The sequence below is a fragment of the Weizmannia sp. WK01 genome (assembly GCF_025905465.1).
Taxonomy (GTDB): domain Bacteria; phylum Bacillota; class Bacilli; order Bacillales; family Bacillaceae_C; genus Weizmannia; species Weizmannia faecalis.
Genome location: NZ_CP109616.1, coordinates 2,340,111 through 2,363,995 on the forward strand (window position 1 = coordinate 2,340,111; position 23,885 = coordinate 2,363,995).

Below are 23,885 nucleotides of genomic sequence, written 5' to 3' on the forward strand. Positions count from 1 at the left end.
TCTTTCATCCACCCGCTGAAAGACAGTTCAAGAATCCTGGCCGACCATTTTGTCTTTCATCTCCCTGAAAGAAGATATTTCACAGTCCCCGCTGTTTTTTTGCAATACCTTTACGCACAATTGCGTGCAACATAGTTGGCGCATGCAAAACCCGTGGCGAAACCGCACACGGGCTTTTGAACAACAGATTTATTGCACGCTAGAACTATATCCCCCGGGACTTTGCTGCTTTCTCCCAGCTATAGTAAACCCCTAAACTCACCACACCTAAAACGAGCGGCAACCACCACGGATAAGAAAAGGACGGGCCGATTTTCGGCATGAATTTATCCAGCAAAATAACGCCGCCCAGAAAAACAAAGATTACGGCATCTATTTTCAAAAAAGTTAGGATTTGCACCTTTTTTGTCTCTTCCTTAAACAAACTTTTTTTCAAGATACGAAAGATATACCAAATGGCAAAGATCACGTATAGCCCGGCAATGAAAAAGTTCAGGGCCGCGGATACAGGATAAAACGGCGGCAAAGGTCTGGAAAAGAACCGTTCAACAACAAAAGCAGTAATGCCATTAATGACCAAATCAATCCCCAAAAGCAAGATCATTATCCTGATTGTAAAAGAAACCATATTGCGTTTGTTTTCTTTCGGCAGCTGCCTGATGATTTCGTCGGCAAATGCTTTCGGGTCACCGCCGAACATTTGCGCAGCTGTCTTGTTTTCTTTCTGGCCTTCGAGCAGATGGTCAAGCAGTTCCATCAGCACTTCTTCTGTTTGCTGCTCGGACAAAACGGTTTGCAGGCGAAGGTAGTCAAGCATATCGTTGTAAAATTTTTTGTTCTCAGGTGCCAGTTCCTGCCGTTTACGGTTGTTTTCCTCAATCAACTGTTTTACACTAAGCATCCTCACTTCTTCCTTTCAATAAAAGATTTACAGGGGCTGCGATTTGCTGCCACTCTGTTGTAATCTCATCTAGCGCGGATTTTCCTTTTTCCGTCAATTCATAATATTTGCGGCTCGGCCCGGAATCGGATGGCTGCATCTCTCCATGGATCCAGCCGTTCTTTTGCAGGCGTAACAGAACCGGATAGAGCGTCCCCTCGCTAATTTCCTGGAGGCCTAATTGCTGAAGTTTTTTTGAAAGAATGTAGCCATAAACCGGTTCTTTTTCAATCACAGCCAGCACACAGCCGTCTAAAATGCCTTTCAGTAACTGGCTTCGAATGGACATCCCTCCACCCCCATTTCAACTACTTTGTTATGCAAGTTAGTTTATCAAAAAATGAACTACTTTGCAATGCAAAATAGCAAAAAACAATAAAAAAATCCAGCGGCAGGCTAACCGCTGGAAAAATTTTATGATTGCTTTTTTCGCTTGGAAAAATAATGAAGGAAAAAGGACAGAATCATATAGGCTAAAATCAAAAATACGACATAATTAGCCCAAAAGTTTTCAAGGTTCAACACATTCAGTGTGCTCAGCCCTTTCTGGATGCCCATTACAATGAGCACCGTCACCGCAAACATGAAAAATAATTGTACATATCGTTTCATAGCCGTCCCTCCCAAATAAAGATAATCACTATGATTATCTTAAAAAACGGTCCGGCCGATGACTGTGATCTGGATCATAGCAAAGCCGGTTGTTTATGGCATTTATGTGAAAAATGCCGTACTCCGAAAAAGAACGGATGCTTTAAAAGATGGCGCCTGTTCCATGGTATAATCAATTGGGAAGAATCCTTCATTTATGGAAGAGGTTTTTAGAAAACCCTCTCTAAAAAACTAAGAAAACAGCATCCCTTTTCGGTGCTGTTTTGTGTGAAAGGACGATTATCAATGAAAAAAGAAAAAGCAGTCGTTGTTTTCAGCGGCGGCCAGGACAGCACCACCTGCCTTTTCTGGGCAAAGAAAAAGTTTCAGGAAGTGGAAGCCGTTACGTTCGATTACGGGCAGCGCCACCGTCTTGAAATAGAATGTGCAAAGAATATAGCGGAAGAGCTCGGGGTAAAGCAGCATATTCTGGATATGCAGCTGTTGAACCAACTCGCCCCGAACGCGCTGACGAGGGAAAGCATTACCGTGAAAGCAGGGGCAGACGGGGAGCTTCCGAATACGTTTGTGCCCGGGCGGAATTTGCTGTTTCTTTCTTTTGCCGGGGTGCTTGCCAGCCAAATCGGCGCAAGGCATATCGTAACCGGTGTGTGCGAAACGGACTTCAGCGGTTACCCGGACTGTCGCGATATTTTCATCAAATCTTTAAACGTCACCTTGAACCTTTCAATGGACCAGCAGTTTGTCATTCATACCCCGCTCATGTGGCGTAACAAAGCAGAAACATGGGCGCTCGCGGATGAACTCGGGGCATTTGATTTTGTCCGTGAAAAGACGCTGACCTGCTATAATGGCATCATCGCTGACGGCTGCGGGGAATGCCCGGCGTGCAAATTGCGCAAAAGAGGGCTGGAGCAATACCTGGCCATCCGGAACGGGCAGTCTGAATGACGATTTCGTTGGAATTGTGGTAAAATAATGAAAAAAGGAGGCGGGGGAATGGCTGAAATCAAAACAGTATCGATCATTGGGTTAGGCGCGCTCGGTATTTTATTCGGGCATCATTTATCGAAAAAAATGCCGGCGAAAAACTTGCGGATCATCGCTGACCAACAGCGCATTGAACGATATGAGCGGGAAGGCGTTTATTGTAACGGCGAAAAATGCCACTTTCATTATGTCACACCGGAAGAAACAGTGGAGCCGGCAGATTTGGTGCTTTTTACGGTCAAATTCAACGGACTGGACGAGGCAGTTGAAGCAGTCAAACAACATGTCGGGCCGGATACGGTGATTTTGTCTGCCTTAAATGGGATCTCAAGCGAAGAAATCATTGGCCGTACATATGGAATGGACAAAATGTTATACTGTGTCGCCCAGGGGATGGATGCCGTCAAAACCGGAAACCAGCTGACATATGCGCATATGGGCATGCTTTGCTTCGGCGAAAAAGAGCCGGGCCTTTTTTCGGACAAAATGAAAAAAGTGGCCCGCTTCTTTGAGCAAACGGATTTGCCATACGAAGCCGATACCCAAATGATGAAAAGGCTTTGGGGCAAATTCATGCTCAATGTCGGCGTCAACCAGACCGTCGCCGTTTACAAAAGCAATTACGGCGAAATCCAAAAAGACGGCCCTGCACGCGAGATGATGATTGCCGCCATGCGGGAAGTTGAGGCATTGTCCGAAAAAGAAGGGTTTCCGCTTACGGAAGAAGATCTCCGTTACTGGCTGAAAGTGGTCGGAAACCTGAGCCCTGCCGGTAAGCCGTCAATGGCGCAGGATGTGGAGGCAAAACGGTACAGCGAAGTCGGCCTGTTTTCCGGAACCGTCATCAAACTCGGCAAAAAATACGGCGTTCAAGTTCCGGTTAACGAGGAACTGAACCGGCGCATCCGGGAAATCGAAAGCACTTATACCGCAGTACATTGACACGGATCACCAAAAAGGGGAGCTTTCAGGAAAGCTCCCTTTTTGGTATGGCATACAATTGCCTGCTGTTTGTAGATGGAGGCTAGGGAAGGCAGTCATAGAAGCGCCCTATATGAAGAAAGGAAACTTTTTTCTGCGTTTCCTTAACTTAGAGGTCCTCTATGTGAAGGAAGAGCCTCGTTTTTGCTTGCTTCCTTAACGTAGACGGGCTCTATGTGAAAGAACAATCCCAATTTTCCTCGCTTCCTTAACGTAGACGGGCTCTATGTTAAGAAAGGCCTTCTTTTTTCTGCGCTTCCTTAACGTAGACATGCTCTATGTTAAGGAACAACCTCAATTTCCTTCGCTTCCTTAACATAGACGCGCTCTATGTAAAGAAAGGACTCATTTTTTCCACGCTTTCTTAACGTAGACGGGCTCTAGGTTAAAGAAGAGGACCATTTTCCTTCGCTTCCTTAACGTAGACGCGCCCTATGTGAAGGAAGGCTGCCTTTTTTCCACGCTTCCTTAACGTAGACGCACTCTATGTGAAGAAAGACCCTCAATTTCCCCCGCTTCCTTTACGTAGATGCCCATGCCGCAAAGAACATGGCGTTAGCAGAAGGCAACGAGACTTGCCAGAATCACGCACGGCTACATGAAGGTTCCATGGATAATTGCCGTCTTCCTTCATTCGTCGTCCTTGCTGCAAAGAACGCGGTACGCAAGAAGAATGAAGCGTGACTACTTTCGTCTGCTGATTGAATGCGTGAAACCTAAAGGGCAAGGCGTTTTGTATTTGCCTCGTGGACCATCCCGTTAAAACCGAAAATGTTTGGGCAAAATCGGTCCTTTATTTTTGATTACCATAAGGAAGACTGGTCAATACTTTAATCGGGGAACAAAAAACCGGGAACAATCATTGACCTTCGATTGCTTGTGGTTGTCACCAAGAACATCCGGAAACCGCCAGCTGGCTTGAATGGCACATATCAACATAGCAAGCAGAAATTTTGACTTTCCGGAGTGGTTTTCTTATCATGATCTAGCATAAAATATAAATGGAAGCAGGTCGATAGAATGACAAAAGTTGGAATTTTGCTCGGTTCTTTGCGGAAAGCATCTTTTTCAAGAAAACTTGCGGAAAATGTAGCAAACCTTTTTCCTGAAGGGTATGAAACGGAATTTGTCGAGATTGGAAAGCTCCCTTTATACAATCAGGATTTTGATGACCATAACCAGGTTCCGGCCGAGTATACGACATTCCGGGATACAGTAAAAGGGCTCGATGCGGTGCTGTTTGTAACACCGGAATACAACCGCTCCATCCCGGCTGTGTTAAAAAATGCAATCGATGTTGGTTCGCGCCCGTACGGCCAAAGTATATGGGATGGGAAACCGGCGGCGATTATCAGCCAATCCCCTGGAAACTTAAGCGGGTTTGGTGCCAACCATCATCTGCGCCAGTCGCTTGTTTGTCTGAACATGCCAATCCTCCAGCAGCCTGAAGCTTATATCGGCAATGTTACTGCACTGTTTGATGAAAACGGAAAAATTGTGAATGAAGGCACAGTCCGGTTCCTGCAATCATTTACAGATGCATTTGTTGATTTAATTAAAAAATACAAAGGCTGATGTACCCATCGGAAGCTGAAAAACAGCGGGATCCCTTTTCCAAAGGGTTCCCGCTGTTTTTCGTCATTGGGCCTTTCCTTGATTGTTTAAAAGCAGGGGGAAATTTTACTTTATTTTATTTTCCCCATTAAAATTTTTCTCCTTTTGCCGATCAATTTATTAGGGATTCCGCAAGCAACAAAAAGATTAAATCTTTTTTAAGTCTTTTTTTCTATACTACATACAGATTTAAATGGTGGAGGAACGTTATGTTAAAGAATGTTAAAAAGATTTCATTCAAGATCATTATGCTCTCAGTGCTCAACTCTGTGATTGTGATTGCCATTAATATTGGGGCATCGGTTTACGGAAATATCGGCAAGGGAAACAGCGGCACCGGAAACCACGTGCCCCCGGCCGGAATCGCAATCATACCGACAAATGTTTTAATCGGTCTTTTCATTTCCCTTATCATCGGTATCATTCTTTCATACATACTGGGTAGGGTAATCTCAAAACCGATCCTGCAAACGGCCGAACTGGCAGAACAGACAGCGGCACTTGATTTACGGGAAGAAAATGGGTCTTTCGATAAAATTCAGTCTTTTCAGGATGAAACGGGCAAGCTTGCCAGGGCGCTCAGGCAAACGAGAATCTCTTTAAGAGAAGTGGCCAAACGGTTGAAGGAATTTTCATCAAAGGTCGCTACCCATACGGATACCCTCTCAAAAAGAACGGAAGAAAGTTTTCAATCTATCAATCAAGTAGCCTCTTCCATTGATGAATTTGCGCAAGGGAACAGTCAGCTGTCAGAAACCGTCCATGACATCAATAAAACTTTAAACGAGGTGGTCAATCTCATTGAAACCATTACGCAGGAAGCTGCCAACGGGGCAGAACATGCAGCTGCTTCGCTTGACGCCGTAAAAGAAGGGCAGAATACGATTGACCATCAGTTCAAAAAAATAGATCAAAATATTGAAATCACAGCGACGGCAAACGAGTCTATTACAGAACTGAGCGGGATGATCGACCAGGTCCAGGCATTTGTCAATGTTATCACTTCCATTGCAGAACAGACGAACCTGCTTGCATTGAATGCTTCCATTGAGGCGAGCCGGGCCGGGGATGCCGGAAGAGGTTTTGCGGTTGTTGCCGGCGAAATTCGCAAACTGGCGGAAGGATCATCAAAAGCAGCCCGGGAAATTAAAGACCTGATCGCCACGACAACGAAAAAGTCGAATGCAGCTGTTGAAAATATTAGCAAAGCAAACGCCTTTATACATGAACAAAAAGATGCGTTCCACAAAACGGAAGCTGCTTTTCATCAGATTCAACATACTTACAGCAACATTGTTGGCAGTTTTCAGCATACCGCAGAAGGGATTGAAACGATCAACGAAAAATCAAAACAAATTTCGAAGCGGATTCAGGAGATAACTTCTACAGTTGAAAATTTTGCGGCAAGTTCCGAAGAGATGTCTGCTTCCGGCCAGGAACAGCGGGCCTTTACAGAGATTATTTCACAATCAGCGAAAGAATTGCAAGAGCTGGCTGGCAAGCTGGATACCGAAATGAATAAATTTAAAGTCAGCTGACGATAAACAGGCAGTGTGATCAACATGCAAGATGTGACCACACTGCCTGTTTTGATGTTCATATTTGAATGGGAATGGATCAAATCCGGCAAAAATCAGGAATGTTCCCGCTTGGGGTACCCGCAAGTCCGGCAGCGGGCGCTTTTAGAATCATGCTTCATGCATTCTGACAATGATTTTTCCTCGTACGTGGCGGCCTTTTAAGGTTTTCAAACCGGCCGGCAGTTCCTCACGCGGGAGCACTTGGTTGACCATCGGATTCAGCGTCCCTTTTTTCACACGCTGCATCAATTCATCCGCCATAAAAGCCAGGTTTTGCTTTGCCCGGACGGAGCCGCTCGCATGGGCTGCACCGAGGGCGACTTCATGAATCGATGGCGCAAGCGTGAACGGCTTTATGCCGGATAAGTCCGGGGCGCCTGCAATATATGCGAGCTGGCCGGAAAAAGCGAGCCGCTTCAAATCTTCGGTCGCTTCGGCGAAACTGACAGTGTTCAATATCAGGTCCACCCCTTCCCCGTCCGTCTCTTCCATGATTCTTTTTGTGACATCTTCTGTATGATAGTCTATCGCTGTATCTGCACCGAGCGATTTGACCCATTCGTGATTGGCGGCGGAAGCGGTGGTGAATACTTTTAACCCGAGTTCTTTCGCGAGCTGAATGGCAAATCCGCCAACTCCGCCGGCGCCGGCATGGATCAAAATCGTTTGCTTGTCAGTATGGTTTAATTTTTGCACCACTGCCTGATATGCGGTCATCCCGGCACAAAGCACAGCTACCGCTTCGTCATAAGAAACGCCATCAGGGATTTTTGCGGCTGCATTTGCATCAATGGCCGCAAACTGTGCAAATGCCCCTTTCCGGTTCAAATCGGTGTGGCATGCCACCCTGTCACCTGTTTTAAAACCAGACGTATCCGGGCCAACTTCAACAACTTCCCCCGCAAGATCGACACCGGTTATATGCGGATACACCCAGTTCGGATTGCCGGATTCAATCAATTGGTAGTCAACCGGGTTTAAAGCGGTGCTCATCACTTTCACAACAAGCTGTCCTTCACCTGCACGAGGATCCGGCACTTCTCCCCATGTGAGGTCGTCAATGCTTGCAGGTTTCCCGATAAGCCATCCTTTCAATTTCCGGTTCCTCCTTAATAAGCGCCTTCTGAATATGTCAATTCATAACTGTGGCTGTAAATTTCCACTAAGTTGCCGAACGGATCTTCGCAGTAAACCATCCGGTAAGGCTTTTTCCCCGGATAATATTCACGGATCGGCATCCGTTGTTTACCCCCGTGCGCTTTTATTTTTTCCACGAGGCCTTCTACATCCGGATCCTGGACGGCATAATGGAAAATGCCCGTTTTCCAGTACTCGAAGTTATTGTCAGGTGTTTCATTGTTTTTGAACTCAAACATTTCAACACCTGTTCCGTCGCCCATTGCCAAGTGTGCGATGCGGAACGACCCCCAGCCAGAGCCGAAAACATCTTTGCACATGATGCCAATGGCGCTGTCGTCTTCTTTAATTTCAGATGGTTCCATGATCACGTACCAGCCCATCACCTCGGTATAAAATTGAACGGCTTTGTCCAAATTAGGAACGGAAAGGCCGATATGTGAAAAAGATCGTGGATACGTCATTTTTTTATCACTCTTTTTTTGGTTACTATACTAGTATAGTATGCGACAATCCATTTTAAAAATGAGACGCATTTTTTCTTGATCCTGTTCTTGAACATTTACGCAGGCCCATTTTCATTCTTTTACCGGTTCCAATCCGTTTAGAAATGGCTCGGTCCATGTCCTCTCCCGCAGCCTATTCTGTGGACCCGAATTCGCCTTTCCCTCTTTTGGATTCAGCTAACCGTTTCCAGGGCGCGATCGTCATTTGGGCAATTCGTAACCTTTTTTCCACTTTGAACGGATTTCTCATCCTCAACCTATCTTGAACAGCTAGCCGGCAAATCTGCAAACGCTCCTGAAAACATCTGTAGGGACGTTTTTTGCCTGTTGGAAAGCAAGTTTGATCATGCAGTGCCACTTCACACGACAGATATGCTTGTCCCTCTATTCGTTTTCTTTATCCGGTGTTTTATCACTCAGCTCTTTGTCCGGCGTTTTTTCGTCCGGTTTGCCCCGATTGTTCCTGACTTCTTTTTTGCAGATTTCAAATGGCTCTGCCGTTTCATGGACCACGGATTCAATCGCTTTTATTTCTCCCGTGATGGCCCGGCTGATAGACTGCAGTTCCGGTTTGGGAAGCTGCCGTTTTAATACGTTGCGTTTGACGTTTAGCCTGTTTAAAAACGCGACATGCGGCTGAAACATTCGCTTTGAATACCACTCCCAGTAGGATAAAAGCACTACTGCCAGCATCCCGATTTGGGGCGAGAAAACTGGTTCATCGAGAAAGCCGGTCAGGACGATTACCGGCAGGCTGAGCAGAAAAATGTTCAAGTAACGATAATTTCTTTTTATGAAAAATAATCTGCCCAATTTGAACATCCCCATGACTAATACAGCAAGAAAAGCAATACCGCCAATTGCCCCGTATTCGACAAAAAAACCGATAAAAATATCATGGGCGTGGTAAATATTTTTATGGAACAGGCTGGCATATACTTTCCCGAAACCAAGTGGTGTTGTGCCAAACAAAAAGTGGGTTTCAAAAATTTTATAGGAATGATACCAGATCTTTTCCCTGCCCGTTAGAGAACCTTCAATGGAATGAACTCTCGGGATGACCGCCGCAAGCTTGCCTGCTCCGAGCGCCAGAAACAGAAGCCCGCCTCCAAAAATCCATTTATTCCATCTGAAAAAGAAAATAAAATAAATGCATATCATTGAAATAAAACCGGCCCGTGATCCAGTATCAAAAACGCCTTTACTAAGGAAAAAAAGCGGGATACATTTCCAGCTCATGTTTTTCCAGTCTTTCTTGCCCGCGTCTTTCAGCATCTCCACAAACAGAAATGAAATCCCGACCAGTAGCAGGAACATCGTGAAATTCGGATTGTAAGTACTGCCGATTAATCTGTTGTAATGTTTAAAACCGAACAGCTCCGTGCCGGTCAGAAATGCCAGTACTGGATCATCCGACAGCATTTTTGGAAGCCAGCCAATGAAAATACCATAAAGGCCACAGCCGATTACGATCCAGCGGAATTGCTTGAATCTGCCTCTTGTTCCGCTGCCCATAATTTTAAGGAAAATTCCCCAGTAAAACAAAATCCTTAAGCTTTCAGCAAGAAGGAGCGGTTCTCCCATTTGCACAGCCGCCCCGGTGGTTGCTACCAAAAGACAGAGAAAGAAAAAGGAGACAGGGGAAGATGAAAACAACCGTTTATTTTTGATATGCCTGTACAGTTCCGAAAGGCTGAATACAAGCATGATAAACAGACCAACAGGCGGGAGCGCAAAACACAATACTGCAGCCAGTTCAAATGCATGCTCTTTTATAAAGTGTATTAAACTGTTCATAGGATTCCTCGTTATTCGGATCTAATTGCTCAGGAACCACTATACCATGCACAGATTAAATTTCGTTGAAAAAATCTCACGAAAAGAAATTTTATTTTTCATTTATTTTGGTAATCCCGGTGGACCCAAATCCGCCTTCCCCTCTTTCGGATTCTGCTAACTGTTCCGTAACGCTTACGGTGACAGACATAACGGGTGCGATAATCATTTGGGCGATTCGCATCCCTTTTTCAACTTTGAATGGCGTCTTTCCAAAGTTGATTAAAATGACTTTAATTTCTCCTCTGTACCCCTCATCAATCGTACCCGGGCTGTTTAAAACGGTGACCCTGTGTTTTAAAGCGAGCCCGCTTCTCGGCCTGACCTGCGCCTCTGTTCTGCGCGGCAGCTCGATGGCAATGCCGGTACGGATCAGTTCCGCTTCCCCCGGCGCAATGTTTTTTTCTTCGATGGAATATAAATCCAGCCCTGCATCTCCAGGATTGGCCCTTTGCGGCAGTTGTGCATCAGGATGCAATAATTTTACTTTTAAGACATCATCCATTGAAATCGCTCCTCGTATAGTTCTTCCATGATTATATCAAACTAAAACAGGTTTTTACTTTTTTCCGGGGAATCCGGAAATTTTTTACCAGAAGGGGGACTATTCTTGGTTAAAATGACGAAAAAGATGCCAAAAATTCCGGCAGAGCCTGAAATGACAATCGCATCCGACCAAAAAGAATTTCAGCCGGGCGAGTCAGTGGACGAACATGCCAATTTGGAAGCTGCAAACGAAACTTTGAACCAGGAAGAAATCAGACAGCAGACGGAAAATTTATAATGCTTTTTTTAAAAAACAGAGCCCCCGGCATGCCGGAAGCTCTGTTTTTTGATTATAATGCTGCTTTTGCTTTGTTTGCCAGTTCGGCAAATGCTTGTGCATCGTTCACAGCGAGGTCGGCAAGCATTTTGCGGTTCACTTCAATGCCTGCCTGTTTCAAACCGTGCATCAAACGGCTGTAGGAAAGGCCATTGATTCTTGCCGCAGCGTTAATACGGGTAATCCACAGTTTGCGGAAATCGCGTTTTTTCTGGCGACGGTCGCGATACGCATACATGTAGGATTTCATCACTTGCTGATTGGCAACTTTAAATAATGTATGTTTTGAACCATAATAACCTTTGGCTAATTTCAGAACTTTTTTGCGTCGTCTGCGGGTAACTGTACCGCCTTTTACACGTGGCATAATCTTTTCCTCCTAATTGAAAGCTTTGTTTTCTTACAGATTGTCGAGCATTTGGCGGATGCGTTTCATGTCGCTTTCGGATACAAGCGTTGATTTACGCAGCTGGCGTTTTTGTTTTGTCACTTTATTTGCGAACAAATGGCTTCTGTAAGCGTGGGAACGTTTCAGGCTGCCGGAGCCGGTTTTCTTAAAACGCTTGGCAGAGCCGCGGTGTGTTTTCATTTTTGGCATGATTAGTCCTCCTTAAGTTGACGTTACTTCTTCTCTGTTTTTGGTGCGAGCACTAAGAACATGCTCCGTCCGTCCATTTTCGGTTTGGATTCGACCGTGGCGACTTCGGCACATGCTTCTGCAAACCGGTCGAGGACGCGCTGCCCGATATCTTTATGGGTAATGGCGCGGCCTTTAAAACGGATCGAGGCTTTTACCTTATCGCCTTTTTCCAAAAACTTAATGGCATTGCGGAGTTTTGTATTAAAGTCATGTTCTTCGATGGTCGGGCTCAAACGAACCTCTTTTACGTTAATGATTTTTTGCTTTTTCCGTGCTTCCCTGTCTTTTTTCTGCATCTCGAAACGGTATTTTCCGTAGTCCATGATGCGGGCAACAGGCGGTTTTGCGTTTGGCGCAACAAGTACAAGGTCAAGGTTGGCACGTGCCGCAATCTCCAATGCTTCGTTCCGGGATTTAACTCCCATCTGTTCGCCGTTTTGGCCGATTAAACGGACTTCGCGGGCACGAATGCCTTCGTTCACCATCATGTCTTTGCTAATAATGAGCCACCTCCAAGATAATTTCAAACAAACGTGTGAATATTTCGCTTGCGAAAAAGCCCTGAACGTACTGCACACGAAAAAAAGCGCAGGGAACACACCCGCGCTTATGATCACGATCATTGATAGATACCTGACAACTGCACCATTGCGTCAACAGGTGAGAAGCGGGCTGCTCCTTCTTTTCACAAACTTATATTCAATTTCACTCAATTATTGTATCACTTTACCGTATCCATGTCAATTTGCAAGAATCCCGGAAAATCTGTTTAACTTTTTTTGGCTCAACATGCGTTATTTTATCAAAACGGCAGAGAAATCGCAAGTGTTTTTTTGGTCTCCTCTCTGAAGTGCTTAATGAAAATGCTTGTCTTTGTTGAAACAAAAGCTTCTAAAAATAAAGCTTTTACATCAAGCCTGAGCATCTATTTACATGCTTTTTTCGGTAGGCAAGAGAGCGGCATTTTATATAAAATGAACGGAAATTGGATCAAATGTAAATCAATTTTTCATTTTCCCCTCCTAACCATGCCACCGGTTTCAATCCATTTTTCTGAATGATGGTTGTACCTTCCATTTATCTCCTTTTTTATCTACTTAATTTCACATACGTATGGTCAATCTCCACAACTTTTGGCAGTTTTCTCATTCTTCCGCTTCCCATATAAAACAGTGCCAGGACAAACAACCCTATTCCAAAAAAGCTCATGGTAAGCTGGACAGAAGTGATCTTGGCCATCACGCCGCCGATCAATGATCCTGCCGGCATCGCAAGCGATAGCAAACTCACGTTGATGGTATTGACCCGCCCTAACATTTGTTCATCAGGCAATTGCTGAAATATGGCAGAAAACAAAACATTGATGGCACCAATAGATAACTCGGAAATAAACATAAGCGTATAAACATACCATATCGAAACATTGCTCAATAAAATCATGAAAAGCCAGGACAACCCGGAGAGCAAAAAGCCTGCAGCCAATATTTTGCCAAACGGAAATATCCGGCTGATTTTATCCGCGCCTGCCGCTCCCGCCAAAGCCCCTAAACCCAAAGCCGCTGTCATGATGCCGTAGGATGAAGCGCCTTCGCCCGCAGTATTGGCGAAAGAAGGCAATACGACCATTACAATTGCGAAAAAAAAGTTTAAAAACAGCAAGGGGATTAATAATTGCAAGATGAAAGGCTGTTTGACAAACGATAGGCCTTCTTTAAAATCCCGTTTGTACGCCTGCCATTCTTCCCGTACGCTCCCGGTTTGCTTGCTTCTTTTTACCTGTACTTTTAAAAACAAAAACAGAATGGATGAGAGTATAAAAAGAAGCGAATTCATCCCGAGCACCATCGACATCGAGAAAGCGGCGAGGATAAACCCGGCAATCCCATTAAAGAAAAAATCCGAACCCTTATATGCAATGGACATGAGTGAATTGGCCTTGACGAGATCTTTCTTTTCCACGGCTTTCGGCAATAATACGCTTTCTAACGGGTAAGTCAGTTCCGATAAAAACGAAAGAACCGGGATGGAAAGCAACAGCAGCCAGACATTCATGATTCCATACTTGCTTAAAACAACAAGAAGAAGCAGTAAGCCGGCTTGTAAAACGCTTGCTGTAACCAGCAATTTTTTTGCATTTATTTTGTCAAGAACCGGGCCGTAAAATAAGCTCAGCACCTCTGTCAGCGAAAATAAGAATCCGGCAAATCCGGTATAGACCGTCGAGTTCCCCCCTAATTTTAAAACCATCCACATCATGGCAATATAATAAACACTATCCCCAATATTGGTGAACAGCCTGCCAAAAAACAACGCATTAAAATGACGATTCCGAAATAAGTGCATTGGGCTCCGTCCCCTTCCCCTGTGCCAACCCATTTTTTCCTCTATTATATAATAAAAAGCACCCTGCAAACCTTTTTGTGGTCCTTTAGGGTGCGTGATTTCTTGTCTGTTTTACCGTTTTATTTCTTCTTTTATCTTGCTGAGGAATGTGTCCACCGGCACCGTTTCCGTTTGTTTCTCGCCGTATTTGCGAACATTGACCGCATTGTCTGTGGCTTCCTGGTCGCCGACAACGAGCGCGTACGGGATTTTTTGCACTTGGGCTTCACGGATCCGGTAGCCCAATTTTTCATCGCGGGCATCAAGTTCAGCGCGGACCCCTTCCGCCTTGAGCGCTTCTTGGACTTTCCGCGCATAGTCATAATGGGCATCCGGTGATACCGGGATCACTTGTACTTGAATCGGCGCAAGCCATGTCGGAAACGCCCCTTTGTATTCCTCGATTAAATAAGCGACAAACCGTTCCATTGTCGAGACAACGCCGCGATGGATGACAACCGGGCGGTGCGGCTTACCGTCTTCCCCGACATACGTCAGGTCAAACCGTTCCGGGAGCAGGAAGTCAAGCTGCACGGTTGACAATGTTTCGTCTTTGCCAAGCGCCGTGCGGACCTGGACGTCGAGCTTCGGGCCGTAAAATGCAGCTTCGCCTTCCGCTTCGTAATAGTCAAAACCAAAATCATCCATCGTTTCTTTCAGCATCGCCTGTGCCTTGTTCCACATTTCATCATCATCATAATACTTGTCCGTATTTTCCGGGTCACGGTACGACAGGCGGAACGAGTAGTCGGTAATGTTGAAATCTTTATATACCTCAAGAATCAGTTCGACTACGCGCTTGAATTCTTCCTTAATCTGGTCCGGACGCACGAAAATATGGGCATCATTCAATGTCATGCCGCGCACCCGTTGCAGGCCGGAGAGCGCACCGGACATTTCATAACGGTGCATGAGCCCGAGTTCGGCAATCCGGATCGGCAATTCGCGGTAGCTGTGGATCGTATTTTTATACACCATCATATGGTGCGGGCAGTTCATCGGACGCAACACGAGTTCTTCATTGTCCATTTTCATGACCGGGAACATATCTTCCTGGTAATGGTCCCAGTGGCCGCTCGTTTTATACAGGTCCACGCTGCCAAGCACCGGGGTATAGACGTGGTCATAGCCAAGTTTGACTTCCTTGTCGACAATATACCGTTCAATGGTGCGGCGGATCGTTGCGCCTTTTGGCAGCCAGAGCGGCAGGCCTTGTCCGACTTTTTGCGAGTTCGTGAAAAGTTCGAGTTCTTTCCCGATTTTCCTGTGGTCGCGTTCTTTTGCTTCTTCCAGGAATTTCAAATGGGCCTCAAGATCTTCTTTCTTGAAGAAAGCCGTCCCGTATATGCGCTGCATCATTTTGTTGTTGCTGTCGCCGCGCCAGTATGCACCGGCAATGTTTAATAACTTGAATTCCTTAATTTTTCCGGTTGACGGCACATGGACGCCGCGGCACAGGTCAACAAATTCGCCCTGTTCATAAACCGTGACCGTTTCGTCCGGAATCGCATCAATCAGTTCAAGCTTGTATTCATCATGTGCAAACATTTTTCTGGCTTCGTCACGGGATACGACTTTGCGGACAATTTCAAGATTTTCCGCAACAATTTTTTTCATTTCCTTTTCAATTTTCGGCAAGTCTTCCGGCGTGAGTGACACTTCAAGATCCATGTCGTAGTAAAATCCGTTTTCAATTGCAGGGCCGACACCAAACTTGACATTGCCGTACAGGCGGCGGACAGCCTGTGCCATCAAATGTGCCGTGCTGTGGCGCAAGATTCCGAGCGCATCTTCATGCTCAGGGGTGACGATTTCAATTGCGCCGTCTTCTTCAATCGGTGTGCGCAAATCGAGCAGTTTGCCGTTCAGTTTGCCGGCGAGCGCCTTTTTCCTGAGGCCCGGGCTGATCGATTGGGCAATCTCTTCCGTTGTTGTTCCAAATGGAAATTCCTTTAAAGCACCATCTGGAAAAGTGATTTTTACGATCTCTGCCATATGTCCCACTCCTTTAAAAATTAAGCTGTCACGCGGGCGGCCTGCACGAGGCTGCTTTTTGCAGGCATCCGTACGAGCACGTCCGCACGAAAACACAGCCAAAAAATAAAAAACCCGCCCCCGGCAAGGGACGAGTTTTGTACACGCGGTTCCACCCTCATTTCCGCACGTCTTTACGCGCGGCTTGAGTATGATAACGGAAATATCCGTCAGCCGCTACTGATTTTGTTCACGACTGAAGTTCGGAGGCGGTAAGCATCCTGTCCGTGCCGGAAAGCTTGCAGCCTGAGGCTTTCCTCTCTGAAAGGCGGTAACAGAATCCTGTTGTCCTCGTCATCACATTGACTTTTTCATTTCCAATTGATTATGTAAGTAATTATAGAAGTTTGCAATGAAAAAATCAAGGGATGGCGATTGATTTTGTTGCCGTGCTGCATTTGCCCCCGGTTCAAGCCCCCTTTTTATTCACTGGCGGCGAATTGATCGTGCATAAAATGCATCCGGCTTTTCACGGCCACCCGTTCTTCAAAAATATTGCATATCGTACGAATCAAAGCCTGGTCCGGCGTATCCGTATAAATTTCAATCCGGCTGGGCGCAATCGATAAAAGCGGTGCAATTGTGACTGAGTCAATATAGACAGGGTGGTTGGACAGAAGCCTGCGGTCAATCAATCCGTTCAGTTCTTCCCTCGTCATTTCCCGGAATTGGCCGTTGTAAAATTTCACCTGTTCCCCGAGGCAAAGCTTTATTTTTTCCCTTTTTGGTTCTTTTTGCTTTAAGTAATCCCTAAGGCTTTGCACAAAAATCTGGTATTCCTGTTCCATTTTGTATTCGTCAATCGCAATGCCGATGTATCGGTCAAGACAGTCAAAATAGCCTTTTAAGCGGAACGTCAGCACGGAAGCGAGCGGCAATGTGCACGATTCGCCAACCAGCGGTGCGACCGCTCCTTCAATAGCGGCGCGTTCGTCGATCTCACCCGCCAGATCCGTCAGCTCCGGCCGCTCTCCTTTCAGCATGCCGTCTACGATTTCGAGTATCCGGTTTTGCTCTTCTTCCGCCTGAAAAAAATAGGCTTGTTTCAGTTGGTTACAAATCCACTCGTTTCTTTTTTTCTTCATAATAAAATTTGCAACGGCTGCCTGCAGTTCCTGTTTATTGCCGGCCGCTTCCACAACATAATGTATTTTCCCATGCAGCACTGCTTCCCGGATTTTCACAGTGCGCCGTTTTTCCTTTGCAAAATAGGCTTTTAACCATAATGCATCATCCTTGTCCCTGATCAGGAATTCCAATCCAAGCCCCCCCTGTACGGTAAAACATTCTCGTTTGCTTTACCTTATGTATATGAAGTGGCATCAGCAAATAGAAGACGGGAAAGCGTTACGAAATGAAAAAGGCGGGCCCCCTCATGCAAGGGTCAGGCCCGCTGGTTCGGCCCCTCCATTCGGACAGGGGCGCTTAAATATTTGATGCGCTCGAGAATGCGCGCTGCTTTCAATTCTTCCTTTTCCCCGCGCTGGGTATAAGTGAAATGGTACTCTAAATCCTCATAGCTGAAATTGGATGTAAAAAAAGTGGGAAGGTCTTCCTGCATCCTGTATTGGAGAATCGGGCCGAGCACTTCATCCCGCGTCCAGCTCGAGTTCGTTTCCGCACCGATATCATCCAGCATCAATACGGGCACTTGCTTCACCGTATCCAGCTTTTCCCCGGTGGAGTGGTCGCCGATCGAGTCCTTCATTTCGCGGAAAAACTCAGGCACGTACACGATTAAAGAAGAGACCTGTTTCAGGTCCGCCAGCTCGTTCGCAATTGCACCAAGCAAATACGATTTGCCGACGCCGAAATTGCCGTATAAATATAGTCCCTTCATTTTTTTGCCCGGCTCGTATTCACGGACAAAGCGATGCGCAAAATCGTATGCATCAAGACGCCCCATTTGTTCAAGGAAAAAATCACCAAAGGACGCCTCCAATATTTTTTTCGGCATGTGCATGCTTTGGATCAGCCTGCGCGTTTTATTGCGCTCATCCTCCAATATTTTCTTCTGGCACCTTTTATAGTGGATCTCAATATTGCCATGTTCAATAACGAGTTCCGGCACATACCCTTTCATCATATTCACGCATTCGCCAAGGCTTTTGCACCGGCTGCAGTTTTTTTCCTGTGAAATGAATTCGTACAGTTTCATCCAGCTTTTTTCAATCATCGACCTTGTGACTTCCCCGCGGTGTGCATCCAAAAAAGCGCGGATGTCGGGATGCGTGATGATTTCCTGCTTCATTTCTTCATAACGCTTGCGGAAACTAGGATTGGATGAAAGCCTTTTGAGTGTCTCATTTATGTTTTCCACCGCCTTCACCCTTTCTTGTATTGTTCACGTATTTTTTCAAGCCTTTTTCTTTTTTCTTCCAATGACTCGCCATCGGCTTGGACCGCGGCCGCAGCGGTTTTTTGGTCTTCTTTTTTAAACCAGTCCGGCAGCTTTTCAACCCGGACCGGCTTTCTCCGTCCGGTGCCGTTCTTCTCTTTATTGTTCAGCCATTGTTTGTACTGGCGGTCTTCTTTTTTGGCAAACGCCATCGCTTCCTTGGCGGTTTTCAGTTTTTTGCGCGCCCAGTGGGAAGCCACTTTTTCTAAATAATTTTTCGACAGCTTCATATCGGTTTTAAACAAAACATATTGGATCAGTACATTTACAACGCCAAGGGGAAGCTGCTGGGCAAACATGACTTCTTCAATGGCGGCAAGATCTGCTTTCGCCGGTTCGCTGCCGCCCGAAAAATCGATCAGCATTTGTCTCGGAGAAGTCGTTTCCAGGTAGCGGAGAAATTTCTCCTCATCGTTTTCCGGCTCTTTTCGTTCTTTCGCATCCGCTTCTGGCTGGAAGCGGTCAACAAGGCGCGGCAGTTCATCATGATGTTCAATCTGGTACCAGCTGCGCGCGATTTTCCGCAAATCTTCCACCCGGATTTCCAAGTCTGCCGTCAATGCCTGGAGCAAAATTTTCTTTATGTCCAGTTCATTTAAACCGTATAAAAATGAAAGCTTCACAATCGCTTCTCTGACTTCCGGCGTAATGGCACGCAGCGGAATCAGTTCATCACGTAAGTTTGCATATAAAAGGTCAAAATTAAAATGGGTGTTTTCGATTTTTATGACCGGGGCGGCGGTTTTTTCGATATAGCGGCGGTTTTCTTCCAGTCGGCTGATTTGCTGCGCTTCCGCCTCATTCAGCACTTCGGGGCCGATTTTTGCGGCATACACATCCTGGAATGAGCGGGTGATGTCCCGGTACTCACCCGGTTCTACGGCGCGGTCGGAGAAGAAGTGTTTCAACCGCTGGAAATGTGTTCTGCCGAGCTGCCGGTACAGGAAAACATTTAACAAACCGTCGTTGAAAAACTGTTCCGGGGACAGGGGCGGCTGCAGTTCGTATATAAACATGCGGATGTCGTCCGTTTGTTTCATATATGTTTTCAAAAGCCCAATGCCTTCAAGCTTCAGCCGGGCTTCGTAAATTTCAGACAAATTCATGGATAAAAAGCTCATCAGATGGTAATGGTTCCAGTCTTCGGACCAGAGCCGGCCGACTTCCACTTCATTCCATAATGTCATATACAGGCTGTAACATTGCGGCCCGATTAACGGCTGGTACAGGAGCGAAATGACCTTTTGATCGTAGTCCTGAAGCAGGCCGTTTGACGATGCACGATAACGGTCAGCTGGCTGTATTTCATTCCAAATCGGTTTCATAAAAGGCACTCCGTTTAAGCATTCTTGTTGAGCAATTCTTTCAGTTCATCGAGAAAAACATTCAAGTCTTTAAATTGGCGGTAAACGGAAGCAAAGCGGACATAGGCCACTTCATCCACTTTCGACAGCCTGTCCATCACCATTTCCCCGATCAGGGTGGAACTGACTTCTGTATATCCTTGCCTGCGGATTTCTTTTTCGATCTCCATGGAGATTTTTTCAAGCTGGTCCAGCGACACAGGCCGTTTTTCACACGCTTTAATCAGCCCGCGCAAAATTTTCTCACGGTTAAATTCTTCGCGGTTGCCGTCTTTTTTCACGACAATGAGCGGGGTTTCTTCCACTTTTTCAAACGTGGTGAAGCGGTACGAGCAGTCTTCGCATTCACGCCTTCTGCGGATGGAACGGCCTTCGTCCACCGGCCTTGAATCGATCACACGCGTATTGTTGCTATGGCAAGACGGACATTTCATATGAACCCCCCGTTCTGATACATTCTTACTACCATCATATATAAAAGAAGGTGAATAGACAACAGAAAGGTTCATCCTATTCCCGAAAGAAATTCATCCATGCAGAACATATTGGATGTATCTTCTGTTTGTATATCCGGAAAAGTCCTCACTTTTCATCTATCCATCAATAGAATAGAAAGGTTTACACTTCTATTTCGTCAGCGTCCCGCACAAGTCATCCTCCGGCGCGGCTCTGAAAACTGGTAACGAAAACGGAGCAGGCTGGTGCTGCTCCGTTCGGCTTAGGCAATATTGATTTTCCCGGTTTCTTCCATTTTTTCCGCGACGAGCTGTGCCAGTTGTACGACGCGGCAAGAATAGCCCCATTCATTATCGTACCAGGCCAGCACCTTGACTTTGCTTCCATCCATGACCATCGTGGATAAGCCGTCGACAATGGCCGAGTACGGATTTGTCGTATAATCCGAAGAAACGAGCGGCACTTCTGTATAGTCCAAAATGCCTTGCAGCGAGCCTTTCGCCGCCGCCTTAAATGCATCATTCACTTCTTCCGCCGTCACTTCTTTTTTCAAATCGACGACAAGGTCCACTAGCGATACATCCGGGGTCGGAACACGCAGCGCCATGCCGTGTAGTTTCCCTTTCAGTTGCGGGAGAACAAGGCCTAACGCTTTTGCCGCCCCGGTTGTCGTCGGAATGATCGATTTGCCACAGGCCCGGGCACGCCTTAAATCTTTATGCGGATTGTCAATATTGTTCTGGTCATTCGTATAAGAATGGACCGTTGTCATCAGGCCGTTTACAATCCCGAATTGTTCATCAAGCACTTTCGCGACTGGTGCCAGGCAGTTTGTGGTGCAGGAAGCGTTCGAGATAATATGATGCCGCTCGATATCTAAAACGTTTTCATTTACTCCTAAAACAATCGTGACATCTTCATTCTTCCCGGGTGCTGTCAACAATACTTTTTTCGCGCCTGCCTGAAGATGGAGCGCGGCTTTTTCCCTTGCATTGAATTTTCCGGTTGCTTCAATTACCACATCAATATCCATTTTTCCCCACGGCAGTTGGGCCGGATTGCGTTCCGCCAAAAGCCGAATGCGTTTGCCGTTTACAATGAGTGCTTCCTCTTCTTCCACTTCCACTTCTCCGGGAAATACGCCGTGGATGGAGTCATATTTAATCAAATGTGCCAGTGTTTCCGCCGGATAGCAGGCATTCACCGCCACAATATTTAAAGCGTCATCCATCATGGCTTTTCTGAAAACCATTCTGCCGATGCGGCCGAACCCATTAATCGCAATTTTTGTTTCCACAGTGCAGACAACTCCTTCGAATAATAAATGACATACTTTTAATCCATTATTCATCAATTAGTATATCATATTTTAAAAGTTATGTAGCGTTATTCCCCTATTTTTGCATAAAAAAAACCATGATGTACCCATCATGGAACGAGCTTCCATTCTGACACGATTTTTTCAAGCTGCTGTTTTGTTTCCTCCAGGCTGCCATTGTTGTCGAGCACCGCATCCGCCAGTGCCTTTTTTTCGCTCAGCGGCATTTGCGCCCGGATCCGCATCTGCGCTTCTTTTTCTGAAAGGCCATTTCGGGCCATTAATCTCTTTAACTGCGTCTCTTCATCCACGTAAACGAGGATGGTGCGTTCAACCATATAGGTAAGCCGGCTTTCAAAAAGAAGCGGGATATCCAGAAAGACGGTTTTTTTCCCATTTTCAATTGCCCGGTCCTTTTCCCGCGTCATCCAGGCCCGGACTGCAGGGTGGACAATGCTGTTTAGTTTCATCCGGAGTGCTTCATCCGCAAAAATGAGTGCCCCGAGTTTTTTCCGGTCAAGCGTGAGATCTTGCAGCAAAATCCCTTCGCCGAACGCTTCAATGATTTGTTCATACGCCGGTTCGCCGGGTTCGACCACTTTTCTTGCGGCAATATCCGCATCGACAATCGTAAACCCTTTTGTTTTCAGCATATTGGACACCGTGCTTTTGCCGCTTGCAATCCCGCCTGTTAAGCCGATAATCTTTGCCATATTCCCACCTGCCTTGTTAAAACTTGCATATACCGATCAAAATGAGGAGAACACCTGGTATAAAGGAAATTTTCCGGATCCATTGCAGCCGGGAAAACAGCATGCCGAGCCGGATGCCGGAAGAGACAAGCAAAAAGCTCATACCGGCAACAAGAAAACTGAGCAGAAACGGGGAGTAGCCCATGATGCCCGCACCGATCCCGGCACCGAATGCATCGAGCGAGAGCGCAATCCCGAGCATAACCGCTTCGATGCCGGTAATGGCCCCAGAACGGTCAAAATCCGCGCTCGTCGGTTTTTTCAAAATATGGATGACGACGCCCAATGAGCGGATTTCAAAGTTGAGCACGACTTTTTCCCCGGGTTCTTCTTTTTCGTCGTTTGACCGAAAAAACTGGACCATCACCCATGCCCCGATCAAAATTAAAATCACGCCGCCAATCCGGTTTGCCGTTTCCGGGCGAATCCAGTGGAGCAGGCTCTTCCCGAACAGCACGGAAAGAAATAAAGACGCCCCCGAACAAACGGCGATGATGAGGAGGGACTTAAGCGGAATCTTCATCTTCCGCAGCCCGTATGTAAAACCTGTGCTGAAATTATCCATGCTAACCGCCAATGCCAATAGCAAAATCGAAAGCCGGAAACCCACGGCCATCGCCCCTTCCGTTTTGCATCGCTGCTATCAGTGTATGGAGGGGGCCTGGCCAATGTTCAATCCGTTATCTGCGTTTCTTTTGGCAATTCGGGCAGTAATGGGTGCCGCGGCCTGCTGTAACCATCTTTTCAATCGGGGTGCCGCATTTCCGGCACGGCTCCCCTTTCCGGCCGTAAACATACAGCTCGAGCTGGAACATGCCCATCTGTCCTTGCGAATTTACATAGGAACGGACCGTGCTGCCGCCTTTTTCAACGGCTTCCTGCAACGTTTGAATGATCTCGCTGTGTAAAAGATGCACGTCTTTTTTTGTCAGTGACTTTGCTTTTCGCTCCGGATAGATGTGAGCACGGAACAAGGATTCGTCCACATAAATGTTCCCGAGCCCGGAAATGACCGTCTGATCGAGCAAACAGGTTTTGATATTGCGTTCCGTTTTCTTTAGTTGGCCGTATAAATATTTTTCCGTAAACGTATCGGATAGCGGCTCAGGGCCGAGTTTTGAAAGCGGGAGAGAGGACAATTCCTCCCCCTTTAAAAACAAATGCATTGTCCCAAATTTGCGGACATCTTTGTACCTTAGTTCCTTTCCGGATTGAAAATGAAAAATCATATGCGTATGCTTTTCAACCGGTTCATTTTGGTCATAAACCCAGTATCGCCCTTCCATGCGCAAATGGGAGACAAGCGCGTAATGGTCCGTGTAAAAAATGAGAAATTTGCCGCGCCGCCCGAGCGAACGGATCGTTTCACCGGCCAGAGCATCGGCAAACGCCTCTGTGTGAAGCGGCTTTTTGACCATTTTTGGCAAAAGTACCGTTACGCTTTCAATCGTTTCACCGGCAACAAGCTGTGCCAGCGTTCTTCGTATCGTTTCCACTTCCGGTAATTCCGGCATGCTTGATT

General features: G+C 46.3%; 25 protein-coding genes and 2 other annotated features. Of the genes, 5 read left to right on the top strand and 20 right to left on the bottom strand.

The window, feature by feature from the left end:
- Positions 1-205: 205 nt before the first annotated feature.
- The 3 genes from OF158_RS11220 to OF158_RS11230 form a co-directional block, all read right to left on the bottom strand.
- Entirely contained in the window at positions 206-901 is a 696-nt protein-coding gene (locus OF158_RS11220) for a DUF1129 family protein (protein WP_035184418.1), read from the bottom strand.
- On the bottom strand, positions 894-1,229 hold the full coding sequence (locus tag OF158_RS11225) for a PadR family transcriptional regulator (RefSeq protein WP_035184415.1): 336 nt from the start codon (positions 1,227-1,229) through the stop codon (positions 894-896). Before OF158_RS11225 ends, OF158_RS11220 begins: the two co-directional genes overlap by 8 nt.
- Before the next feature lie 125 nt (positions 1,230-1,354).
- Positions 1,355-1,552, bottom strand: coding sequence for a hypothetical protein (locus OF158_RS11230; RefSeq protein ID WP_013859890.1), 198 nt, complete (start codon positions 1,550-1,552; stop codon positions 1,355-1,357).
- Positions 1,553-1,819: 267 nt separating this feature from the next.
- On the opposite strand from OF158_RS11230, the gene queC reads away from it, so the two are divergent.
- The 4 genes from queC to OF158_RS11250 all read left to right on the top strand — a co-directional run bounded on the left by queC (position 1,820) and on the right by OF158_RS11250 (position 6,675).
- Entirely contained in the window at positions 1,820-2,503 is a 684-nt protein-coding gene (gene queC, locus OF158_RS11235) for a 7-cyano-7-deazaguanine synthase QueC (protein WP_225620899.1), read from the top strand.
- 48 nt (positions 2,504-2,551) lie between these two features.
- Positions 2,552-3,484, top strand: coding sequence for a ketopantoate reductase family protein (locus OF158_RS11240; protein WP_035184412.1), 933 nt, complete (start codon positions 2,552-2,554; stop codon positions 3,482-3,484).
- A gap of 1,059 nt (positions 3,485-4,543) precedes the next feature.
- Entirely contained in the window at positions 4,544-5,098 is a 555-nt protein-coding gene (locus OF158_RS11245; protein ID WP_035184409.1) for an NADPH-dependent FMN reductase, read from the top strand.
- 248 nt (positions 5,099-5,346) lie between these two features.
- Entirely contained in the window at positions 5,347-6,675 is a 1,329-nt protein-coding gene (locus OF158_RS11250; RefSeq protein WP_014097782.1) for a methyl-accepting chemotaxis protein, read from the top strand.
- A gap of 150 nt (positions 6,676-6,825) precedes the next feature.
- On the opposite strand, the gene OF158_RS11255 is transcribed toward OF158_RS11250, so the two are convergent.
- From OF158_RS11255 to dut, 4 genes are all read right to left on the bottom strand, one after another.
- Complete coding sequence (locus tag OF158_RS11255) at positions 6,826-7,812, bottom strand: zinc-binding dehydrogenase (protein ID WP_035184405.1); 987 nt, start codon at positions 7,810-7,812, stop codon at positions 6,826-6,828.
- Between the two features lie 14 nt (positions 7,813-7,826).
- Positions 7,827-8,318 (bottom strand): lactoylglutathione lyase family protein, encoded by a 492-nt coding sequence (locus tag OF158_RS11260; protein WP_035184402.1) that lies wholly within the window; start codon positions 8,316-8,318, stop codon positions 7,827-7,829.
- A gap of 426 nt (positions 8,319-8,744) precedes the next feature.
- Entirely contained in the window at positions 8,745-10,157 is a 1,413-nt protein-coding gene (locus tag OF158_RS11265; RefSeq protein ID WP_035184399.1) for an O-antigen ligase family protein, read from the bottom strand.
- A gap of 91 nt (positions 10,158-10,248) precedes the next feature.
- On the bottom strand, positions 10,249-10,701 hold the full coding sequence (gene dut / locus OF158_RS11270; protein ID WP_014097778.1) for a dUTP diphosphatase: 453 nt from the start codon (positions 10,699-10,701) through the stop codon (positions 10,249-10,251).
- A 105-nt stretch (positions 10,702-10,806) separates the two neighbouring features.
- On the opposite strand from dut, the gene OF158_RS11275 reads away from it, so the two are divergent.
- Entirely contained in the window at positions 10,807-10,980 is a 174-nt protein-coding gene (locus OF158_RS11275) for a hypothetical protein (protein WP_014097777.1), read from the top strand.
- A 52-nt stretch (positions 10,981-11,032) separates the two neighbouring features.
- Here OF158_RS11275 and rplT read toward each other — a convergent pair whose 3' ends face one another.
- The 13 genes from rplT to mutM all read right to left on the bottom strand — a co-directional run bounded on the left by rplT (position 11,033) and on the right by mutM (position 23,877).
- Positions 11,033-11,386 carry a 50S ribosomal protein L20 gene (gene rplT, locus OF158_RS11280; protein ID WP_013859897.1) on the bottom strand — a complete coding sequence of 118 codons (354 nt, stop codon included), beginning with the start codon at positions 11,384-11,386 and terminating at the stop codon, positions 11,033-11,035.
- 33 nt (positions 11,387-11,419) lie between these two features.
- Positions 11,420-11,617, bottom strand: coding sequence for a 50S ribosomal protein L35 (rpmI, locus tag OF158_RS11285; RefSeq protein ID WP_014097776.1), 198 nt, complete (start codon positions 11,615-11,617; stop codon positions 11,420-11,422).
- Between the two features lie 23 nt (positions 11,618-11,640).
- Positions 11,641-12,162 (bottom strand): translation initiation factor IF-3, encoded by a 522-nt coding sequence (gene infC / locus OF158_RS11290; RefSeq protein WP_071646874.1) that lies wholly within the window; start codon positions 12,160-12,162, stop codon positions 11,641-11,643.
- 71 nt (positions 12,163-12,233) lie between these two features.
- Positions 12,234-12,349 (bottom strand) — a sequence feature (ribosomal protein L20 leader region).
- A gap of 399 nt (positions 12,350-12,748) precedes the next feature.
- Entirely contained in the window at positions 12,749-14,002 is a 1,254-nt protein-coding gene (locus OF158_RS11295; RefSeq protein ID WP_035184397.1) for an MFS transporter, read from the bottom strand.
- Positions 14,003-14,113: 111 nt separating this feature from the next.
- Positions 14,114-16,036, bottom strand: coding sequence for a threonine--tRNA ligase (gene thrS / locus OF158_RS11300; RefSeq protein ID WP_035184396.1), 1,923 nt, complete (start codon positions 16,034-16,036; stop codon positions 14,114-14,116).
- Between the two features lie 123 nt (positions 16,037-16,159).
- Positions 16,160-16,382, bottom strand: a binding site (T-box leader).
- 115 nt (positions 16,383-16,497) lie between these two features.
- On the bottom strand, positions 16,498-17,334 hold the full coding sequence (locus tag OF158_RS11305) for a putative sporulation protein YtxC (protein ID WP_014097772.1): 837 nt from the start codon (positions 17,332-17,334) through the stop codon (positions 16,498-16,500).
- Positions 17,335-17,459: 125 nt separating this feature from the next.
- Complete coding sequence (gene dnaI, locus OF158_RS11310) at positions 17,460-18,404, bottom strand: primosomal protein DnaI (RefSeq protein WP_014097771.1); 945 nt, start codon at positions 18,402-18,404, stop codon at positions 17,460-17,462.
- Positions 18,401-19,798 carry a replication initiation and membrane attachment family protein gene (locus tag OF158_RS11315; protein WP_035184392.1) on the bottom strand — a complete coding sequence of 466 codons (1,398 nt, stop codon included), beginning with the start codon at positions 19,796-19,798 and terminating at the stop codon, positions 18,401-18,403. Before OF158_RS11315 ends, dnaI begins: the two co-directional genes overlap by 4 nt.
- 14 nt (positions 19,799-19,812) lie before the next feature.
- Complete coding sequence (nrdR, locus tag OF158_RS11320) at positions 19,813-20,271, bottom strand: transcriptional regulator NrdR (protein ID WP_013859905.1); 459 nt, start codon at positions 20,269-20,271, stop codon at positions 19,813-19,815.
- Positions 20,272-20,555: 284 nt separating this feature from the next.
- Positions 20,556-21,590 carry a glyceraldehyde-3-phosphate dehydrogenase gene (locus OF158_RS11325; RefSeq protein WP_035184387.1) on the bottom strand — a complete coding sequence of 345 codons (1,035 nt, stop codon included), beginning with the start codon at positions 21,588-21,590 and terminating at the stop codon, positions 20,556-20,558.
- 131 nt (positions 21,591-21,721) lie between these two features.
- Positions 21,722-22,324, bottom strand: a complete 603-nt coding sequence (gene coaE, locus OF158_RS11330) for a dephospho-CoA kinase (RefSeq protein WP_035184385.1) — start codon at positions 22,322-22,324, stop codon at positions 21,722-21,724.
- A gap of 16 nt (positions 22,325-22,340) precedes the next feature.
- Entirely contained in the window at positions 22,341-22,979 is a 639-nt protein-coding gene (ytaF, locus tag OF158_RS11335) for a sporulation membrane protein YtaF (protein ID WP_014097756.1), read from the bottom strand.
- A gap of 64 nt (positions 22,980-23,043) precedes the next feature.
- On the bottom strand, positions 23,044-23,877 hold the full coding sequence (gene mutM / locus OF158_RS11340; protein WP_035184382.1) for a DNA-formamidopyrimidine glycosylase: 834 nt from the start codon (positions 23,875-23,877) through the stop codon (positions 23,044-23,046).
- Positions 23,878-23,885 lie beyond the last annotated feature (8 nt).

What these genes read in the sequence shown, in the direction of transcription:
- OF158_RS11220 (WP_035184418.1), bottom strand. Translation starts at nt 901, where the DNA reads ATGCTTAGTGTAAAACAGTTGATTGAGGAAAACAACCGTAAACGGCAG.
- OF158_RS11225 (WP_035184415.1), bottom strand. Translation starts at nt 1,229, where the DNA reads ATGTCCATTCGAAGCCAGTTACTGAAAGGCATTTTAGACGGCTGTGTG.
- OF158_RS11230 (WP_013859890.1), bottom strand. Translation starts at nt 1,552, where the DNA reads ATGAAACGATATGTACAATTATTTTTCATGTTTGCGGTGACGGTGCTC.
- OF158_RS11240 (WP_035184412.1), top strand. Translation starts at nt 2,552, where the DNA reads ATGGCTGAAATCAAAACAGTATCGATCATTGGGTTAGGCGCGCTCGGT.
- OF158_RS11245 (WP_035184409.1), top strand. Translation starts at nt 4,544, where the DNA reads ATGACAAAAGTTGGAATTTTGCTCGGTTCTTTGCGGAAAGCATCTTTT.
- OF158_RS11250 (WP_014097782.1), top strand. Translation starts at nt 5,347, where the DNA reads ATGTTAAAGAATGTTAAAAAGATTTCATTCAAGATCATTATGCTCTCA.
- OF158_RS11260 (WP_035184402.1), bottom strand. Translation starts at nt 8,318, where the DNA reads ATGACGTATCCACGATCTTTTTCACATATCGGCCTTTCCGTTCCTAAT.
- OF158_RS11265 (WP_035184399.1), bottom strand. Translation starts at nt 10,157, where the DNA reads ATGAACAGTTTAATACACTTTATAAAAGAGCATGCATTTGAACTGGCT.
- dut (WP_014097778.1), bottom strand. Translation starts at nt 10,701, where the DNA reads ATGGATGATGTCTTAAAAGTAAAATTATTGCATCCTGATGCACAACTG.
- rplT (WP_013859897.1), bottom strand. Translation starts at nt 11,386, where the DNA reads ATGCCACGTGTAAAAGGCGGTACAGTTACCCGCAGACGACGCAAAAAA.
- rpmI (WP_014097776.1), bottom strand. Translation starts at nt 11,617, where the DNA reads ATGCCAAAAATGAAAACACACCGCGGCTCTGCCAAGCGTTTTAAGAAA.
- OF158_RS11295 (WP_035184397.1), bottom strand. Translation starts at nt 14,002, where the DNA reads ATGCACTTATTTCGGAATCGTCATTTTAATGCGTTGTTTTTTGGCAGG.
- thrS (WP_035184396.1), bottom strand. Translation starts at nt 16,036, where the DNA reads ATGGCAGAGATCGTAAAAATCACTTTTCCAGATGGTGCTTTAAAGGAA.
- OF158_RS11315 (WP_035184392.1), bottom strand. Translation starts at nt 19,798, where the DNA reads ATGAAACCGATTTGGAATGAAATACAGCCAGCTGACCGTTATCGTGCA.
- nrdR (WP_013859905.1), bottom strand. Translation starts at nt 20,271, where the DNA reads ATGAAATGTCCGTCTTGCCATAGCAACAATACGCGTGTGATCGATTCA.
- coaE (WP_035184385.1), bottom strand. Translation starts at nt 22,324, where the DNA reads ATGGCAAAGATTATCGGCTTAACAGGCGGGATTGCAAGCGGCAAAAGC.
- ytaF (WP_014097756.1), bottom strand. Translation starts at nt 22,979, where the DNA reads ATGGCCGTGGGTTTCCGGCTTTCGATTTTGCTATTGGCATTGGCGGTT.
- mutM (WP_035184382.1), bottom strand. Translation starts at nt 23,877, where the DNA reads ATGCCGGAATTACCGGAAGTGGAAACGATACGAAGAACGCTGGCACAG.